Source organism: Methylosinus sp. RM1, from assembly GCF_011378635.1.
GTDB lineage: Bacteria > Pseudomonadota > Alphaproteobacteria > Rhizobiales > Beijerinckiaceae > Methylosinus > Methylosinus sporium.
This window is the reverse complement of record NZ_WOVC01000003.1, coordinates 105265-124401: the sequence shown is the minus strand read 5'-3', so window position 1 is coordinate 124401 and position 19137 is coordinate 105265. Positions and strand designations below refer to the sequence as shown.

At 66.0% G+C, this 19137-nt stretch carries 12 protein-coding genes; 5 read left to right on the top strand and 7 right to left on the bottom strand.

All coding sequences use genetic code 11. From position 1 onward, the window contains the following. Positions 1-55: 55 nt before the first annotated feature. Positions 56-2194 carry an NAD-dependent DNA ligase LigA gene (ligA, locus tag FMZ75_RS02915; RefSeq protein ID WP_166141246.1) on the bottom strand — a complete coding sequence of 713 codons (2139 nt, stop codon included), beginning with the start codon at positions 2192-2194 and terminating at the stop codon, positions 56-58. A 239-nt stretch (positions 2195-2433) separates the two neighbouring features. Beyond that, positions 2434-5304: an EAL domain-containing protein gene (locus FMZ75_RS02910; RefSeq protein ID WP_108917735.1), complete on the bottom strand. Its 2871-nt coding sequence runs from the start codon at positions 5302-5304 to the stop codon at positions 2434-2436. A 299-nt stretch (positions 5305-5603) separates the two neighbouring features. On the opposite strand from FMZ75_RS02910, the gene ptsP reads away from it, so the two are divergent. From ptsP to FMZ75_RS02890, 4 genes are all read left to right on the top strand, one after another. Next, on the top strand, positions 5604-7871 hold the full coding sequence (gene ptsP / locus FMZ75_RS02905; RefSeq protein ID WP_166141245.1) for a phosphoenolpyruvate--protein phosphotransferase: 2268 nt from the start codon (positions 5604-5606) through the stop codon (positions 7869-7871). Positions 7872-8064: 193 nt separating this feature from the next. Further along, positions 8065-9135 (top strand): peptide chain release factor 1, encoded by a 1071-nt coding sequence (gene prfA, locus FMZ75_RS02900; RefSeq protein WP_108917733.1) that lies wholly within the window; start codon positions 8065-8067, stop codon positions 9133-9135. Positions 9136-9272: 137 nt separating this feature from the next. After that, entirely contained in the window at positions 9273-10925 is a 1653-nt protein-coding gene (locus FMZ75_RS02895) for an outer membrane protein (protein WP_166141244.1), read from the top strand. A 145-nt stretch (positions 10926-11070) separates the two neighbouring features. Beyond that, positions 11071-11340: a hypothetical protein gene (locus tag FMZ75_RS02890; protein ID WP_166141243.1), complete on the top strand. Its 270-nt coding sequence runs from the start codon at positions 11071-11073 to the stop codon at positions 11338-11340. A gap of 59 nt (positions 11341-11399) precedes the next feature. Here FMZ75_RS02890 and FMZ75_RS02885 read toward each other — a convergent pair whose 3' ends face one another. From FMZ75_RS02885 to FMZ75_RS02870, 4 genes are all read right to left on the bottom strand, one after another. Next, entirely contained in the window at positions 11400-12521 is a 1122-nt protein-coding gene (locus FMZ75_RS02885) for a sigma-54-dependent Fis family transcriptional regulator (protein WP_166141242.1), read from the bottom strand. A gap of 142 nt (positions 12522-12663) precedes the next feature. Beyond that, positions 12664-14187: a porin gene (locus tag FMZ75_RS02880; protein WP_246728737.1), complete on the bottom strand. Its 1524-nt coding sequence runs from the start codon at positions 14185-14187 to the stop codon at positions 12664-12666. 608 nt (positions 14188-14795) lie between these two features. Then, positions 14796-16388: a bifunctional phosphoribosylaminoimidazolecarboxamide formyltransferase/IMP cyclohydrolase gene (gene purH, locus FMZ75_RS02875; protein WP_166141241.1), complete on the bottom strand. Its 1593-nt coding sequence runs from the start codon at positions 16386-16388 to the stop codon at positions 14796-14798. 430 nt (positions 16389-16818) lie between these two features. Continuing rightward, positions 16819-16968 carry a hypothetical protein gene (locus tag FMZ75_RS02870; protein WP_166141240.1) on the bottom strand — a complete coding sequence of 50 codons (150 nt, stop codon included), beginning with the start codon at positions 16966-16968 and terminating at the stop codon, positions 16819-16821. Between the two features lie 142 nt (positions 16969-17110). On the opposite strand from FMZ75_RS02870, the gene FMZ75_RS02865 reads away from it, so the two are divergent. Next, positions 17111-17377, top strand: a complete 267-nt coding sequence (locus FMZ75_RS02865) for a GIY-YIG nuclease family protein (protein ID WP_246728736.1) — start codon at positions 17111-17113, stop codon at positions 17375-17377. 50 nt (positions 17378-17427) lie between these two features. Here the strand turns inward: FMZ75_RS02865 and FMZ75_RS02860 are convergent, their stop codons facing one another. After that, entirely contained in the window at positions 17428-19101 is a 1674-nt protein-coding gene (locus tag FMZ75_RS02860; RefSeq protein WP_166141238.1) for a heparinase II/III family protein, read from the bottom strand. Positions 19102-19137: the final 36 nt, after the last annotated feature.

The window sequence follows — 19137 nt, the reverse complement described above, 5'->3', positions numbered from 1 at the left end:
ATCTGAAATAGCGGCTCGTCTTATCATTTCGCGACGCGCCGGTCGATTTCGTCCCCTACTGTCCCGTTCGCGCAAACCATTCCTCTTCGCTGATGACCTCGACGCCCAGCTCCTCGGCCTTGGCGAGCTTGGAGCCGGCGCCCGGCCCCGCCACGACGAGATCGGTCTTCTTCGACACGGAGCCGGAAATCTTCGCGCCGAAACGTTCGGCCTGCGCCTTGGCCTCATCGCGTGTGAGCCGCTCCAGCGCGCCGGTGAAGACCACCGTCTTGCCGGCGACCGGCGAGGCGCTCTCGATCTGCGGCATGGGCTCTAGCGTCAGATGCGTGAGAAGCGCATCGATCTCGTCCTCATTGTGCTTCTCGGCGAAGAAATCATAGAGCGCCTCGGCGACGACGCCGCCAATGCCTTCGATCGACTCGATGCGCTCGCGCGCCTCGCTTCCCGGCGCGGCGTCGCGCGCCGTGTCGCGAAGGCTGGCGAAATCGGCGAAATGCCGCGCGAGGCGCTTGGCGTTGGTCTCGCCGACATGGCGAATGCCGAGCGCGAAGAGGAAACGATTGATCGGCACGCTTCGCCGCGCGTCGATCGCGGCGAAGAGATTGCGCACCGAGGTCTCGCCATAGCCCTCTCTGTTCTCGAGCTTGGTGAGGCTCGCTCGGTTTCGTTCGGCCAAAGTGAAAATTTCGGAGGCCGTGCGAATGAGGCCTTCCTCGAAGAAAGCCTCGATCTGCTTGTCGCCGAGCCCCTCTATGTCCATGGCGTTGCGCGAGGCGAAATGCTTCAAGCGCTCGATGCCCTGCGCTGGACAGACCAGCGAGCCGGTGCAGCGGCGCACCACATCCTCGACGCCCTTCTCGTCGATCTCGCGCACCGCCGCCGAGCCGCAGGCCGGGCAGACATGCGGGAATTCATAAGGCTTCGTTCCCTCCGGCCGCTTTTCCAGCACCACCTCGACGATCTGCGGAATGACGTCGCCGGCGCGCTGCACGACGACCGTATCGCCGACGCGAATATCCTTGCGCGCGATCTCGTCCTCATTGTGCAGCGTGGCGTTGGAGACGACGACGCCGCCGACCGTCACCGGCTCCAGCCGCGCGATCGGCGTCAGCGCGCCGGTGCGGCCGACATTTATGTCTATGCCGCGCACGATGGTCTTGGCCTGCTCGGCGGGGAATTTATGCGCCACCGCCCAGCGCGGCGCGCGCGAGACGAAGCCCAAGCGAGTTTGCAGGCCGATATCGTCCACCTTGTAGACGACGCCGTCTATGTCATAGCCGAGCGTGGCGCGGCGCGCTTCTATGTCGCGGAAATGCGCGAGCATCTCCTCGGCGCCCGCGCAAATTTTGGTGAGCGGATTGGTCGGCAGGCCGAAGCTCGCCAGCGCCTGCACCATCCCATATTGCGTGTCGGACGGCATGACGCTCACCTCGCCCCAGCTATAGGCGAAGAAGCGCAGCGGCCGGCTCGCCGTCACCTTGGGATCGAGCTGGCGCAACGACCCCGCGGCGGAATTGCGCGGATTGGCGAAGAGCGGCTTGCCCGCGGCCGCCTGTCTTTCATTGAGCGCGAAAAAATCCTCGCGCCGCATATAGACCTCGCCGCGCGCCTCCAGCACATCCGGCCAGCTCTCACCATGGAGGCGCTGCGGGATTTCCTCGAGCGTGCGGATATTGGCGGTGATGTCCTCGCCCTCATAGCCGTCGCCGCGCGTCGCGGCATAGACGAGCACGCCTTTCTCATAGCGCAGCGAGCAGGAGAGGCCGTCGATTTTCGGCTCGGCGGTGAAGAAGAGCGGCGCCTCGTCCGCAAAGCCCAGAAAGCGCCGCACGCGCGCGACGAATTCATGGACCTCTTCGTCCGCGAAGACGTTGCCGAGCGAGAGCATCGGCACGACATGTTTTATCTTGGCGAATTTCTCCGCCGGTGCGGCGCCGACCTTCTTGGTCAGCGAGGCGTCGGAGGAAAGCTCGGGAAAGGCTCTTTCCAAAGCCTCATAGCGCTGGCGCAGCGCGTCATAGTCGGCGTCGCTGACCGCGGGAGAGTCTTCCTGATAATAGCGGCGGTCATATTCGGCGAGCTCTTCCGCGAGCCGCGAATATTCGAGCTTCGCCCGCCGCGGCGAGATATCTTCGATCGGCGTGGGCTTTCTCTCGGCGCGTTTGCCCGAGGGGCGACCATCATCAGCGCTCATGATGACTTCCGAACTTGAAAACCAGCGCGCGCCCCTTCTCCCACTCGGGGAGAAGGTGGCCCTCGCGTCAGCGAGGGTCGGATGAGGGCTCGCGCCGCTTCAGCCGTTTACGATCATTTGCGCGATGACGCAAAGCGTATGGATATTCGAAAGGACCCTCATCCGACCCGACTTCGTCGGGCCTCCTTCTCCCACGCGTGGGAGAAGGAGAAAGCGCCCTTCCTTAACGAGCCCCCGCCCTACGCCGCCTCGGGCGCTGCCCCCACCAGCCTTCGCGCCTCCATCGGGCTGATCGGGCGGCCGAAGGCGTAGCCCTGCGCATAGGCGCAGCCGAGCTGATAGAGCTCGATGGCGTCCGATTCCGTCTCCGCGCCCTCGGCGACGACATCCATGCCGAGATCATGCGCCAGCGAGATCAGCGAGCGCAGGATCACCGCGCGCGAGCCCTTGCCGGTCTGGCGCGTGAAGGAGCGGCCGATCTTGATCGTGTCGAAGGGAAAGCTCTGCAGATAGGCGAGCGAGGAATAGCCGGAGCCGAAATCGCTCATCGCGAGGCCCGCGCCGAGCTCCTTGATTCGCCCCAGCATTTGCGCGGCGTATTCGGGATTTTCCATCACCAGCCCCTCGCCGAGCGCGAGCTTGAGGCTGCCTTTGACGATGTCGTTGCGCATCAGCACGCTTTTGACGTCGCGCAGCAGATCGTGCCGCAGCAATTGCCGCGAGCCGATATTGACGCAGGCGAAGATCGGCGGATCGACGGCGAGCGCGCGCTGCCAGGCGGCCAGCTCGCGCGCCGTGCGCTCCAGCGCCAATAGGCCGAAATCGACGATGAGGCCGGTCTGCTCGGCGACCTGTCCGAACTCGCTCGGATCGAGCTGGCCGAGGCGCGGATGATCCCAGCGCAGCAGCGCCTCGAAGCCGGCGATGGTGCGATCCTCGAGCCGCACCACCGGCTGGAAGAACACCTTGATCTCGCCGCGCTCCAGCGCGCGGCGCAGATCGGCCTCCAGCGTCAGCCGGTCGGAGCGCTGCGCGCGCATCGCCGGGCGGAACACTTCTATGCGATTGCCGCCGAGCTTCTTGGCGTGACGCAGCGAGATTTCGGCGTCCTCGAGCATGTCGTGGCGGTCGGGATGCAATTCCTTGTCGAACAGCGCCACGCCGATCGACACCGACAGCGAAATCTCGCGATCGGTGAAGCGCACCGGCGTCGCCAGCGTGCGCCGCACCGAATCGGCGAGCGCGATCACATGATCGACGTCGGTCTCGGAGACGAGAATGATGGCGAAGCGATCGCCGTCGAGCCGCGCCAGAGTGTCCTGCGGCTGCAACAGCCGCGTCAGGCGATGGGCGATGGTGAGCAGGATCGAATCGCCCGTCGCGACGCCCACCTGCTCGTTGATCTGGCGGAAACGGTCGATGTCGACGGCGAGCACGGTCGGCCGCACGCCGGCCTCGAGCCCGGCGAAGACCAGCGCCGCCTCCAGCCGATCGAAGAACAATTCGCGATTGGGCAGGCCGGTCAGATTGTCGTGGACGGCGTCATGCAGCAGCCGCTCCCTCGCATTGCGCTCGTCGGTGACGTCGGTGAGCGTGCCGACGACGCGAATGACTTCGCCATCCTGCCCGATCACCGGCCGCGCCCGCAGCCGGTAGCAGAAATAATGGCCGTCAGAGGCGCGCAGCCGGAACTCCTGATTGATGCGTCCGCGTCGCTGCTCGAGCAGCGAATCGAGGCAGGCGCGATAGCGGTCGTGCTCGAAAGGATGCAACAGCGCGAGCCAGGAGGAGGCCGCGCCCTCGAGCCCGCCGCGATCGAGCCCGAGTTGTTCCTCGACCTCCGGGCTCACATAAATGTAGTCGGCCGGCACGTCCCAATCGAAGACGATCTCATTGGCCCCGGTCAGCGCCAGCGCCTTGCGCTCCGTGTCGGAGATCGCGCCATGGGCGAGGCCGCCGCTGGCGAAGGCGTTTTGCATAACGGTGAAGCCGATCAGCATCACGATCAGCACCAGGCCGCCGACCAGCGCCGGCGAGACCAGATCATTGGTCAGCCAGCCGGAGACGGTGAAGCCCGCCGCGCAGACCCAGAGCAGCAGCAAGAACCAAGTTGGAATCAACATGATGGCGCGGTCGAAGCCATGCGTCGCCAGATACAGGACGAGCACGAATCCGACTGCAGAGACCGTGGCGAGCGAGATGCGCGCGACGCCCGCCGCCACTGGCGCGTCGAAAATGGCGAGGCCGACGAGATCGGCGAGAATCAGCAGCCAGAGCGCCGCCACGTGCCAGGCGCGCACATGCCAGCGGTTGAGGTTGAGATAGGCGAAGAGGAAGACCACCAAGGTCGCCGACAGCACCGTTTCCGCTCCGGCGCGCCAAATGCGGTCGGCGTTGGGATCGACGCCGAAAATCTTGGCCCAGAAGCCGAAATCGATGCAGACATAGGCGAGCACAGACCAAGCCAGCGCCGCCGCCGCCGGGAAAATCACCGCGCCTTTGACGACGAAGACGATGGTGAGGAACAGCGCCAGCAGGCCGGCGATGCCGATGACGATGCCCTTATAGAGGGTGAGGCTCGTCACCTTGTCCTTGTAGGATTCGGGCTCCCACAGATAGAGCTGCGGCAGATTGGGCGTGCGCAGCTCGGCCACATAGGTGATCGTGGTGCCGGGATCGAGGGTCAGGCGAAAAACATCGGCGTCCCCGCTATCCTCATGTTCCGGCGGAAATCCCTGGCTCGCGGTGATCGCCGAAATGCGCGTCGCGCCGAGGTCCGGCCAGATCACTCCCGACCCTTGAAGGCGGAAATGCGGGGCGACGATCAACCGCTCCAATTGCTCGTCCGTATCATTTGTGAGCGCGAAAACGATCCAGCTCGGGCGCGTGCCCGCTTCTTTGGCGCCCACTTCTATGCGTCGGATGATGCCGTCGGAGCCGGGGGCGGTCGAGACCTGGAGGCGGTCGCCCTCGGAGGAATATTTCTCCACCGCATGGGTGAGGTCGATGGCGGCCGCATCCTGCGGCACGCGCACGGAATCGATGGCGAGGGCCCGCGACCCGCAAAGGACGAGAAAAAGGAGAGCGATCAGATATCTGGATAGCGGCACGAATCTCGTCTCTGGCGCGCAGGCCCAAAAAGTCCGATTGTCGCGAGGGCGGCCGGTCGGCTTTCGGATTTCTTCTTGTCTGAATTTTGACTGGTACCGGCTAAGTCGCCGGTCTGCAAGCCGGTATGGTCTTTGCGTATCGCGGGCGGCCGAGCGGCCGCGCTTGCGGAGGCCGGACGGGCCCAATATACGCTGAAACGGGAACAGGGCAGAATTTTAGAAGTTCTCTAGATTTGGGCGATGCGGCCTCGCAGAGCCCTCGTCTGGCGGATATGGCCTGTCGAAACTAAGGAAACTGGATGCGTAGCGCTCTCGGCGGACCCCGCTTGCTGCTCCGCCGGCTTCGCGAGGTCATGGCGGAGCCGGTGAGCGCGCAGGCGCGGCTCGACAAGATCGTCGTGCTGATCGCGTCCAATATGGTGGCGGAAGTCTGCTCGGTCTATGTGCTGCGCGCCGACCAGGGGCTCGAGCTCTACGCCACCGAGGGCCTCAATCGCGAGGCGGTGCATCTCACCACCATGCACGCGGGCGAAGGCCTCGTCGGCCTCATCGCCAAAAACGCCGAGCCGCTGAACCTCTCCGAGGCGCAGGAACACCCGTCCTTCTCCTACAAGCCGGAGACGGGCGAGGAGATCTATCACTCGTTCCTCGGCGTGCCGATTCTGCGCGGCGGCAACACGCTCGGCGTGCTCGTCGTGCAGAACAGGGTGCGGCGCATCTATTCCGAGGAGGAGATAGAGGCGCTGCAGACGACGGCGATGCTGGTCGCCGAGATGATCGCCTCGGGCGAATTGCGCTCCATCGCCAAGACACCGGAGAGCTTCGCGCTCGACCGCCCCGTCGTGGTCAAGGGCGCGCCCATGTGCGAAGGCGTCGGGCTCGGCTATGCGGTGCTGCACGAGCCGCGCGTCGTCGTGAAGCAGCTGATCGCCGAGGATATCGCCGCGGAGGTCCAGCGCCTCGACGCGGCGATCGAGGCGATGCGCGTCTCCATCGACGAATTGGTCGCCCATGGCGACCGCATGGGCGCCGGCGAGCATCGCGAGGTGCTGGAGGCGGTGCGCATTTTCGCCAATGACCGCGGCTGGGTGCGCCGCCTGCACGAGGCGGTGCTGAGCGGCCTCACGGCAGAGGCGGCGGTGGAGCGCGTGCAGAACGACGCCCGCGCCAAGCTGCAACGCCAGACCGACCCCTATCTGCGCGATCGGCTTCACGATCTCGACGATCTCGCCAATCGGCTGCTGCATCAGCTCACCGGGCAGAGCTATGTCGCCGATCGTGAATCGATCCCCGAGAACGCCATTCTCATCGCCCGCAACATGGGCCCCGCCGCGCTGCTGGACTATGACCGCTCGCGGCTGCGCGGCCTAGTGCTGGAGGAAGGCGGGCCGGCGAGCCATGTCGGCATCGTCGCCCGCGCGCTCGGCGTCGCCACTGTCGGCCTCGCCGCCAATGTGACCGATCTCGTCGAAGCGGGTGACGCCGTCATCGTCGACGGCGTCACCGGCGACGTGCATATCCGCCCGCCGCCGGACGTGCAGACCGCCTATGGCGAGAAGGCGCGGCTGCGCGCCCGCCGCATGGAGCAATACGCCAAGCTGCGCGATGTGGCCGCCGTGACCAAGGACGGCGTCGAGATCGCGCTGCATATGAACGCCGGCCTCATCGTCGACGTGCCGCATCTGCACGAGACCGGCGCGCGCTCCATCGGCCTGTTCCGCACCGAGCTGCAATTTATGCTGGCGCCGCGCTTTCCGCGCATGAACGAGCAGTTCCTGCTCTACAAGGCGGTGTTCGACGCGGTGCAGGACCGCCCCGTCACCTTCCGCACGCTCGACATCGGCAGCGACAAGATCCTGCCCTATATGGCGACGATCGACGAGGAGAATCCCGCGCTCGGCTGGCGCGCCATCCGCATCGGCCTCGATCGTCCTGGTCTGCTGCGTATGCAGATCCGCGCCATGCTGAAGGCCGCGGGCGGCCGAGACGTGCGCATCATGTTCCCGATGATCGCCAATGTCGCGGAATTCGAGGCGGCGAAGACGATCGCGCATCGCGAGCTCGCGCATCTCCAGCACCATGGCCATCGGCCGCCGACCAATATGCATCTCGGCGCCATGGTCGAGGTGCCCTCGCTGCTGTGGGAGCTCGACGCCATCGCCGCGCGCGCCGATTTCCTGTCGGTCGGCTCCAATGATCTCGTGCAATACATGTATGCGGCCGATCGCGACAATACGCGCGTCTCCAAGCGTTACGACACGCTCTCCACGCCGGTGATGCGGGCGCTGGAGCGCATCGCCGCGGCGGGCAAGCGAGCCGGCAAGACGGTGACGCTCTGCGGCGAGATGGGCGGCCGCCCACTGGAGGCGCTAGCGCTGCTCGCTCTCGGCTATCGCTCGCTGTCCATGTCGCCCTCTTCGATCGGGCCGGTGAAGGCGATGATCCTCGCCGTCAATCTCGAGGAGGCGGAAGTGTTTCTCGCCTCGCTGCTCGCAAAGGAGGACGGCGCGCCGAGCCTGCGCGAGAATTTGCGCGAATTCGCCGCGGCGCGCGATATTCCGGTTTGACCATGCGTCGATTCGAGAAATCTCGCCGGGAAAGGCGTTTCCGCCGAGTCTTCCTCGTGGACCGCGGTCCGCCCCTCCCCCTGATGGGGAGGGTGAGCGCGTCGATTTCGGCATTCGCCACGAAAGACCGGGGCCGCTAGCGACGCTCGCGCTTCGCTCCACGCCATCCCCTACCCTCTCGCTCGGCAGCCCCATGTTCGCCCAAGACAAGCTCGACCTCATTTTGCGTCGTCACGAGGAAATCGCCGACCGGCTCAGCGCCGGGCCGGACGCAGCGAGCTTCGTCGCGCTCTCGCGCGAGCTCGCCTCGCTCGACGACGTCGTCGCCAAGATCAAAACCTATCGCGCGACGCTCGCCGAGATCGACGGCCTCGGCGAAATGCTCGCCGATCCGGCGATCGATCCCGACATGCGTGAATTCGTCGATGGCGAGCTGAAAGTCGCGCAGGATGCGCTGACCCGCGCCGAGCATGAGCTGAAGCTCGCTCTGCTGCCGAAAGACTCCGCCGACGAAAAAGGCGTCATTCTAGAGGTGCGCGCCGGCACCGGCGGCGACGAGGCCGCGCTCTTCGCCGGCGATCTCTTCCGCGCCTATCAGCGCTACGCCGCCGTCAAAGGATGGAGCGTCGAGATTCTCTCCGCCAGCGAGGGCGCGCTCGGCGGCTATAAGGAGATCGTCGCCGAGATCGCCGGCCGCGGCGTCTATGCGAAACTGAAATTCGAATCGGGCGTGCATCGCGTGCAGCGCGTGCCGGCGACGGAGACGCAGGGGCGCATTCACACTTCGGCGGCGACGGTCGCCGTGCTGCCGCAGGCGGAGGATGTCGACGTCGCGATAGACGACAAGGACTTGAGCATCGAGACGATGCGCTCGGGCGGCGCCGGCGGCCAGCATGTCAACAAGACCGAATCGGCGATCCGCATCACCCATATTCCATCCGGCATCGTCGTAATGATGCAGGAGGAGCGCTCGCAGCATCGCAACAAGGCCAAGGCGATGGAGGTGCTGCGCTCGCGCCTCTATGACGCCGAGCGCCAGCGCCTCGACAGCGCGCGCGCCGCCGATCGCAAGGCGCAGGTCGGCTCCGGCGATCGATCAGAGCGCATTCGCACCTATAATTTTCCGCAAGGCCGCGTCACCGACCATCGCATCAATCTGACGCTCTATAAGCTCGATCGCGTGATGGAAGGCGAGATGGACGAGATTTTCGACGCTCTGACGACGGATCATCAGGCGAAATTGCTGGCGCAGAGCGAGAGCTGACGCTTCGACGCGATCGAGCCCCGATTCAGTTCCGAGTTGAATGCGACAGCGGATGCGCCTAGGGTGCGCCCGCACTGAAATTAGTCATTCGCTTTTTCGACAATCGACTCGAAATATATCTTCGAGGAGCGCGCATCATGCGTAAGATATTCGCTTTCGCGCTCCTGGCTTCTACGTTCTCGCCGCCGGCCTGCGCGGTCGAGACGACCACCCTTCGCGATCTGCCGCCGTTCGCGGCGCCTCGAAGTCCATTCGACTGGACAGGGGTCCATTTCGGGACGACCGGGGGATATGGCGGCGGATACGGCCCGGCCAATCGCGAGCGGCTCCAATATTCGAACGCCCACGCCGTGGCGAGCGCGAGCGCGTCGAGCGAGAATGCGACCGTCGGATTCGGCTATTTGTTCGCCGGCGCCGCGCTCGGATACGACTATCGACCGGCCGGAGAGCTGATCGTCGGGCTCGAAGCCGACTGGTCGCGGATCGTCGCGGATGTCACGCCGGGGGTCGCCGTCGCGGCGGCGCGCGGCCTATCCGCGAGCGATCCAGGATGGTTCGCGACATTGCGGGCGCGCATGGGCTATGGGCTGTTCGACCGTTTCCTGCCCTATCTCACCGGCGGCGTCGCCTATTCGAGAATCGGCGCCGATATGGTCGCGAGATTTCCCGAGACGAGCCTCGCCGCCTCGACGGCGATCGGGACGGGGTCGGGCGCGAAGCTCGGCTGGACCATGGGCGCGGGCATGGAGTATGCGATCACGGACCAGATCAGCGTCAAGACCGAGTATCTCTATTCGGAATTCGGCGGCTCCGCGCTCCCCATCATCACCGCTTTCGCGTCCGCCGAGCCGGCCGTAGGCGTCCTTTCGACACGGAAAGTCGGCGTTCATACGGTGCGCGGCGGCGTGAGCTGGAGGCCGCGTCGGCAGGACGCCGATCTCGCGCTCCCGCCTCCCGATCTCGGCGCCGGAGCGCCGCGCCCCGCCTTCCCGAGGAGCGGCCTCTATTTCGGCCTGGGCGGAGGCTTCGCCGGCGGCGGCGGCGTCGCCGATCTGAACAGATCCCAGCCGCAGGGCGCGGGGTTTTCGGGCGCTTCCGTCAAAACGAGGATCGGATACGGCGATCGTCTCATCGGCGCTCTCGCGGGATATGATCATATCGTCGGCGACCGGATCATCCTCGGCCTCGCGGCCGATTTTTACGGCGGCGTCCTCGGAACGCATGTCGTCGACGACGGCGCCCAATCGGAAACGACGAGCGCGGACGGCCTCTATCTGCTTCAGACGGGCAATCTGTCCCAAAGCGATGCGCGCATCGAACGTCGCTGGTTCGCGACGACGAGGGCGCGCCTCGGCTATGCGCTGCTCGAACGGCTCGCGCCCTATGTCACGGCGGGCGTCGCCTTTTCGAAGATCGAGGCGAAATTCGCCTCGTCGACCCTATCGAGCCTTTTCGTGAAATCGCTCGATCCCGTCGGCGTCTACGCCAGCGACGGATGGAGCGCCTCGCGCGGCGCCGCGAGCGAGGTCGAGGTCGGCTGGACGGCGGGCGCGGGAGCCGAATATGCGCTTACCGAGCGGATCGCGCTATGGACCGAATATCTCTATTCGAAATTCGGCGGCGCGACCATTCCGATCGCCACGCTCTCGTCGAATGGCGCGCTGTCCGTCAGCTCGTTGTCGACGGCGCCGGTCGGCGTCCACTTGGTCCGCGGCGGCGTCAGCTGGAAATTCTTCGAGCCCGAACTGAGCGCGCTCCTCGGCGGCTGGAGCCTTTTCGCATTTCGTTGAAGCCGACGCGCCTCCGACGCCGGATCGGCGTCTTTTCCCGCGAAGAGACCAGCGCTGTGCGCCGTCGCACGAACATCCGGCGTGGCGCGTCGTAGCGTGCGAAGGCTCGCCGATGAGAGCGAGCGCAACGCAAACGGAGTTGATCATGAGCAAAAACGCCCTCGCCGCCGGACTTCTGGCCCTGACATTGACCGGTTCGACCATTCTCGCCTCCACCGCCGAGGCGAGCCCCTATCGGCGCCATCACCACGGCCATTATTGGGGCGGCGTCGCCGCCGCGGGCGCGCTGACGGCTCTGACGCTCGGCGCCATCGCCGCGTCGCAAGCGCCGAGCGATTGCTATATGACCCGCCAGCCCGTGACCGACGACTGGGGCAATGTCCTCTATTTCCGCCGCGTGCGCGTCTGCGAGTGAGCCAGCGCGGATGGATGAGCCAGAAAATGCGCGGCCCTTCGACCTCGAAGCGGCCGCGCCTAGCGAGGCCTCTCCCCCGCCCGCTCGTTCAGACGTCGATAGAGCGTGCTGCGATGCACGCCGAGCACGCGAGCGGCCTTGCTGAAATTGCCGTCGCAGGCGTCGAGCGCCGCGCGCATCGCCGAAAGCTCGGCGTCGCGCAGCCTGTGCTCGGCGAGCCGCGCCGAGAGCGGCTCGAAACAGATGTCGTGCAGCTCCAAAGGACAATCCGTCGGCCGCGCGCGGCAGGACGAGGGCGTGTTGGCGAGACCATAATAGCGCCGGCCGTCGCTCCCGATGATCTCCGCCATTTGCGGCGCGGCTCTCAGCGGCTCGAACAATTCGTCGAAACTCACACAATCGAGCGCGCTCCAATCGCGCTGCACGAAGGAGAGGCCGCGGCGATTGGCGGCGATGAGCCGCTTGTCGTCGTCGAAGGCGAGGAGCCCCTCGCGCGGCGCGCCGACGACGGCGGGATCGGTGTGGAAGCGCAAGACTGTCGCCGCTGAAAAAGCATTGCCGCCAAAGAAGCGATGCTCGATCTGCTCGACCGCGAAGCGAACGAGCCCCAGAGCATGGACGCGGTGCACGCCGGCGTTGGCCGAGAGGGCCAGCGCGCCGACGACGACGCCGCGCGGATCGACGATGGGCGCCGCCGCGCCGCTCAAATTGGCGTGGCTCTCGAAGAAATGCTCGCCGCCATGCACGGCCACCGCCCGCCGCTCGGCCAGAGCCGCGCCGATCGCATTGGTGCCGGCGGCCGCCTCGCTCCAATGCGCGCCGGGCCTGAGCGAGATTTCCGCCGCCTGAGCGGCAAACCCAATGTCGCCGACAGCGTCGACGATCACTCCCTGCGCATCGGCGAGGATGACGACCGCGCCGGTCTCATGCGCCTCGGCGTTGAGCGCGTCGAGCTCCGGCCGGCAGAGGCGCCGCAGCCGCTCGTGGCGCGCGAGAAAAGTCTGCAGCTCGGTCCGCTCGAGCGCGGCGGCGCGGGGCGGTTTGGCGACGTCGAGGCCGAGCTCCGCGCAGCGCAGCCAGGACCGCAGAATCGGCTGTTTGAGCTCGACGGTCGGCAGCTCTCCGCGGCCGAAGAATTTTTCACGCGCCGCCTCCGTCAGGCTGGCGGAATAGAGGGGCATTTGAGACGCCTTTTCGCGGCCGTCCGATACGCAACGGCTGGCGGCCGGCTCGTCGCCGAGCCGACCGCAGCTCGTTAATATGAGAATACGCCTGGTTTGTGCACTGCACCAATTGCCGCATCCCCTCCCCTATCCCATGGGATCAGAAGGAGAAAATCGTTCCCGCGACGAGCGCGTTGGTCCGCACGCCCTGCCCCAGCAGATTATGCGAGACCGAGCGCACGAATTCGCTCTGAAACGTGACCCAATCGGTGAAGCGATATTTCACGAAGCCGATGGTCGAGGCGTTGGAGGCGACGAGCGCGCCATCGCCGAGACGGCCGGGATAATCGTTGAGATTGGCGTCGAGATAGCTGACGCCATAGCTGCCGCCGAAAGTCAGGCGCTCGAAGAGCGTATAGCCGGCCTGGGCGTAATAGCCCGAGGATTTGCGCCGCTCGCCGTCATAGCCGACGCCGTCGAAATAGAGCCCCGTCGTGCCGAGGCCGACGCCCTTATAGCCATAGCCGACCAAAGTCACCGGGCCGAGGTCGAGACGGCCGCCGGCGTCGATCGCCATGGAGCGCACGCCTGCTCCGCGCGGCAGCAGCACGGCGTCGCCGGATTCGACGCGATGGCGCTGGGTGAGGCCCGATGTCCACAGGGTCAGCTTCGTCCCCGGCGCGAGCTCGCCCACATATTTGAGGCGCGCCTGAAAGCCCGGCTGATCATGCCCGGTGATCACGCCCGAATAGGGAAGGACGCCGGAGGCCGACACATAGGACCCGGCATTGTCGAATTGCTGATACGGCGAGAAGACGCCGACCGAGACGGTCACGCCATGGAAATCCGGCGTCGTATAGGTGAGCTGCGGAATCCAATCCGCATAGACATAGCCGAAGCCGATGCGGCCGAGGCTGGTGTTGGACGGGCTGGCGTTGGCGGCGATGGTGCCGGCGCCGAACAAAGTGAAATCATTGAGAATGGCGTCGGCGGCGAAGAGGCCGAGATCGCGGCCGACCTTCAGCGCGCCATAATCGGCCGAGCTGATTTCGCCGAATACCTGGCGCAGATCGACGCCCGGCGTGCCGAGCGCCACCGAGGCGCCGGAGCTGTTGCCATTGAGCAGGCCGACGCGAATATTATTGCCGCCCGCGTAGAGGCCGAGCGAGAAAGACACCTTATAGCCCTCCTGCTCGGTCGAGAGACTGAGCGCCAGCGCGCTCGGCAGCAAACCGGAGCGAATGGCCGAGGAGTTGTTATAGACGCTGCCGCCTCCGAGCCCGCCGGCGACGGTCGCCGTTCCGGCCTGCTTGAATTGCTCGGTCGCGAAAAAGGCGAGCTGGCCGGAAAGGCGCACGTCGACCGCGCCGACGCGCGCGCCGATCCCTTTGTCGAGGCGCGTGATGAAGCGATCCGAAGGCGTCGCGAGCGGCTGCGCGGCGGCATGGCTCGCCACAGCGGCGCGGGCCGGCGCGGCGGTCTCGGCCGCATGGCGCGCCTTCAGCTTGCGATATTCGCCCTTGGTCAGAATTCCCTTGGCTTTCAGCTGATCGAGCTGCTGATCCGTCGTATCCGCGCGCGCCGCTCCGGTGAAAAGCGAAACAAAGGCCAGCCCCGCCGCCAACACATTCGTCGCCTCGCGCCGCATTGGACGCGGAACGGCCACATCGCCGGTTCTTGTCATTGGCGTTTCCGTCGTTTCTTCTCAGGAAAAGTCCCGGCCGCCCTTCGAAGAGACGGCCGGGAAAGTTAGGGAGGATTGAGTGACCGCTCGTCATCGACCCAGCGGCGCGGGCCTCTTTCCCTGGGAAGGAAAGTCTCGTAACGGCGCGACCCGGCGGCGCCGCCGCTCTAAAGAGCAGCGCGACGAAATCGGACCGAATCTGCTTGGGGAGGCGCGGCGTCAGCGTCGTTCACGAAGAACAGGCCGTCAAAGCCGCAGAAGAATGATCGAGTCTTCGTCGATCAGCTTCGATATCGTCTTTTGTACAATTACAGCCCCTGGATCTTCGCTCGCCTTCAGCAGGAGAGCGCGTGGTCTTTCGTGGGGTCATTAGGCGACGTGCGTCGCACAATGGCAATTAGAACGTCTCGAAATCGCGACAGATTTCGCTTATTCGCCAAACTGTCGTGACAAAAACTGCCGCAGACTGCGACAGTCGCGCTCGCGACGCCGCAAAATGCGACAGCGCGACAATACGCCTCGCCCGGAAAGCGCGGCACGATGTCGCGCATCCCGTTCTAGATCAACAGATTACATGCGTATATTGCAGCGCAGCAGCGCGCGCCGGCTCAGTGCCGGAAATGGCGCACGCCGGTCAGCACCATGGCGAGGCCGGCCTCGTCGGCGGCGGCGATCACATCCTTGTCATTGACCGAGCCGCCCGGCTGAATGACCGCCGTCGCGCCGGCCGAGGCCGCCGCCAGCAGCCCGTCCGGAAAGGGGAAGAAAGCGTCAGACGCGACCACGGAGCCGACGGCGAAGCTCTCCCGCACGCCGGCCTCGCGCGCCGCCTCCTCCGCCTTGAAGGCCGCCGTGCGCGAGGAATCGACGCGCGACATCTGCCCCGCCCCGACGCCCACCGTCGCGAGATCGCGCGCGTAGACGATGGCGTTGGACTTCACATGCTTGGCCACGCGGAAGGCGAATTTCAAATCCGCCAGCTCCTTCTCCGTCGGCGCGCGCTTCGTCACCACGGAAAGGGTCAGATCGTCGACGACGCTATTGTCACGCGACTGCGCCAGAAAGCCGCCCGCGACGCTGCGGAAGCCGAGCCCGACCGCGCGCGGATCGGGCAGGCCGCCGGCGAGCAGCAGACGCAGATTCTTCTTCGCCGCGATGATGGAGACGGCCTCTTCGTCCGCCTCCGGCGCGATGATGACCTCGGTGAAAATCTTCACGATCTCGCGCGCGGACTCGGCGTCGAGCCGGCGATTGAGCGCGACGATGCCGCCGAAGGCCGAGACGGAATCGCAGCGCAGCGCCTTGCGATAGGCCTCGGCGAGGCTCGCGCCCTCGGCGACGCCGCAAGGGTTGGAATGCTTGATGATCGCCACCGCCGCCGTGCGCGAAGGATCGAATTCCGCGACCAGCTCATAGGCCGCGTCGGTGTCGTTGATATTATTATAAGAGAGCTGCTTGCCCTGGGCCTGCTTCGCCGTGGCGACGCCGAAACGCTTCTCGCCGGTGAGATAGAAACCCGCGCTCTGATGCGGATTTTCGCCATAGCGCATGGGCTCGGACAAATGGCCGCCGATGGCGCGCCAGGGCGGGGTCGCCTCGCCGAGCGCGCCGGCCAGCCAATTGGAGATCGCCGCGTCATAGGCGGCCGTGCGGGCGTAGGCCTTTTGCGCGAGGCGCCTCCGCGTCGCCAGAGTGGCGGCGCCGGAATTGGCGGAAAGCTCGGCCAGGAACCCGTCATAATCGGCGGGCTCGACCAGCACGGCGACATCGTCGTGATTTTTGGCGGCGGCGCGGATCATCGCCGGGCCGCCGATATCGATATTCTCGACGCAGGTCTCGAAGGGCGCGCCTTTGGCCAGCGTCGCCTCGAAGGGATAGAGATTGACGACGAGCAGATCGATCTGCGGAATGTCATGGGCGAGCATGGCCGCCTCATGCTCGGGATTCTCGCGGATCGCCAGCAGGCCGCCATGCACCTTGGGATGCAGCGTCTTGAGCCGCCCGTCCATCATCTCGGGAAAGCCGGTGACGTCGGCGATATCGCGCACAGCGAGCCCCGCCTCGGCCAACGCCTTGCGCGTGCCGCCGGTGGAGACCAGTTCGACGCCGTGAGCGGCGAGAGCCTTCGCCAATTCGACCAGCCCGGTCTTGTCGGAGACGGACAGCAGAGCTCTCGTGATACGACGCAGATCGACCGGCATTCAGGTCCCTCATTGTGGAGCGAAAACGTCGCGGGGAAGGATATAGACCCGGCGCTTAGCATAGATCGCCGGGGGGGAGAAACCAATGCGCGCCGACAGCGCCCTCGAATGGCGAGGCGCGCGCTTTCGCGCCCGGCGCCGAATTTCGGCGCGGGAAGATGGGAGGTCCGGGACGCGGCGGCTCCGTTCGGCCGTGGCGTAAAAAAGAGACGCGCATCGAAGCCGGAAGCATCCCGGACCACGGCGGCCTTTTCTGTTCGCCGCCTGCGGGCTCAGGGTTGTTTTCCCCTTTCGGGTAGTATATCCTCGCGCGAGCCTCGGAAATGACGAAGAAATGCTTGATGATGGCGACCGCCGCTAGGAATTTAGTCAGCAAACGTCAAGGGGCTTCTTCGCGCCCCCGCGTGATAATCGCGTCAGCATGACCAGATCAGCCCGCGACCTCGAGCTGTGACGGGCTGAATATTCTCTCGGAGCTGCGCCGCCCCAGGCCGCGAGCGAAGGTCGTCGCCTTCAGCGCCGCGCAATCGCCGATAAGGGGACGCGGCGTGGCGTGGATGGCCGGGACGAGCCCGGCCAAGACGGCCTCCTGAGAAATCGAGAATTCCCCCCTCTTTCCGACGCCGTCGCCCGCCTTCGCCGAGGGCCGCCGTCCTGGCCGGGCTTGTCCCGGCCATCCACGCCTTGCAAACTGCGGCATGGCTGGAGGATGGGTCTACATCATGACCAACCGACCGAACGGAACGCTCTACACCGGCGTGACGAACGACCTCTCGCGCCGAGCCTTCGAGCATCGTGAAGGGCTCTATGAGGGATTTACGAAACACTATGGCTTGACGCGGCTCGTCTGGTACGAACGCTTCGAGGATATTCGCGACGCCATTCAACGCGAGCGGAATATGAAGCATTGGCGCCGCGCATGGAAAGCCAGGCTGATCCTCGACATGAATCCGGACTGGCGCGATCTCTATGAGGAACTGGCCCGATAGGGCGGAAGCGGCGGGGATGGCCTCTCGGGAAATGGCGAAGCCATTCGGGCTCACCCCTCCTCCACCCGCGAGAACGACCACCGCAAATGCGCGTCCCTGACGCCGCGGCCATCCACCATGATCTGCGCGCTCTTTCGCGCCGCGGCCGGGGCGGCGAAGAAGACGCTCTCTTCCACGCTCACATCGGCGTTGGCCTCGAAGACGAGATCGACGCCGCCGCTCGTGAGCAGAACTTTGCGCGCATTCGCACCCATCACCTGCACATCGGGATGCAGATGAAAACGCAGAACGAAATGCTCGGCCCGCGCGCCATGGCGCAGCGCGACGAGCCTGTCGTCGCCGAGGAGCTGCGCGCCGTCATGCGAGAGCGCCAGCTTGCGCTCGTGCGAGAGGCCGAGCTCGCGAACATAGCCGTCATGGGACAGCTCGAGATCATGGCTCGAATCGGTGGAGCGGCGCGCCGCCTTCACGCGCGCGGGGCCGGCGACGATGCGCTCCTCCGGCCGGCCGCGGCCCGGCCGCGTCTCCAGACGGCAGCTGGAGCGATCCTCGACGATCAGCGTGGAATGCGCGGCGGTCGAGCGCGCGAGACGGCGCAGCGCCTCCGAGCCGGAAGGCGGCGCGCCGCAATTGACGATGATGCGCTCAGGCCCGATCGAATATTCGAAAGAAAGACAGCCCGCATGAGCGGCGAAGGAGAATTGCGGCGGCGGCGGCGGGCCGGCGTCGACGATGACCGCAGTGGCGCCCGCTTGCAGCCGCCGATAGCCCGAATAGGGCGCGTCGAGACTGGGCGCACCGCCGGCGTCGGCATGGGCGAGGTCGGCATGGGCGAGAATCGTCGCCAGCCGATCCGGCGGCGCGCGGCCCATGCCGTTGAACAGCGCCAGCGCGCCGTCGCCATGTTTCAGCACGCGCAAAAAGGCGATCATCGCGCCGATCGAAGCGGTGAGCCGCTCCGGCGGGCGCCGCCCGCGCGCGGCATAGGCCTGGCGCAAAGGCAGGAGATCGAGCAGCAATTCGACCGGCGTCTCGGGGTTGCGGCCGATATGGCCGCCGTCCGGCAGAATTTGGCGCAGCAATTCGGCGTCGAGCAGAGCGGTGGCGCGCAGCTCGAATTTGCGGCCGGCGTCGGCGCAGACGCCGAAAGCGGCGAGCGCTGTGGCGCAGAGCAGGCGATCCGATGCGCGCCGCTCCGAGCCCATGGCGCGCAAGAGGACACGAATGTTGCGCGCCAATGCGCGCATGAAACGCTCGTAGAAATCCGGATCGGCGCCGTCGAGCAGAATCGGCGATTGCGCGAGCCATGACAGGGTGCGGCGCGCGACGACGCTGGGCTCTTGCGCGGGATCGTCGACGAAATCGGCGCGCGTGCGCAAAAAATCGTCGACCAGCGCGCGGGCGTTGGCGCGCGCCAAGGCGCGATCGGCGGCGCGCAAATGGCGTAGCCAGGAGAAGCCGGTGAGCGAGCGCCGCCACGCCATGGAGGGGGGCGCGATGGAGAAGGGCGAGCGGCCATTGGTTTCGACCACTTTGCCGTCGAAGGAGAAATAGCCGGCGTAGATTTCATCGGCGACGGTCGGATCGGCGGTGCGAATATCCTGCGGCGCCACGTAGAGCCGCTCGGGCGGGCGCACGCCCATGGCCTGCACGACCAGATAGGGCCCGCGCACCGCGCGCGCGAACGAGGCGACGCCGCGCGCGGCGGCCTTCGCCAATCGCATTCCAGAGCCTGGGGCCGTTTCGCGCAGAGCGTCCTC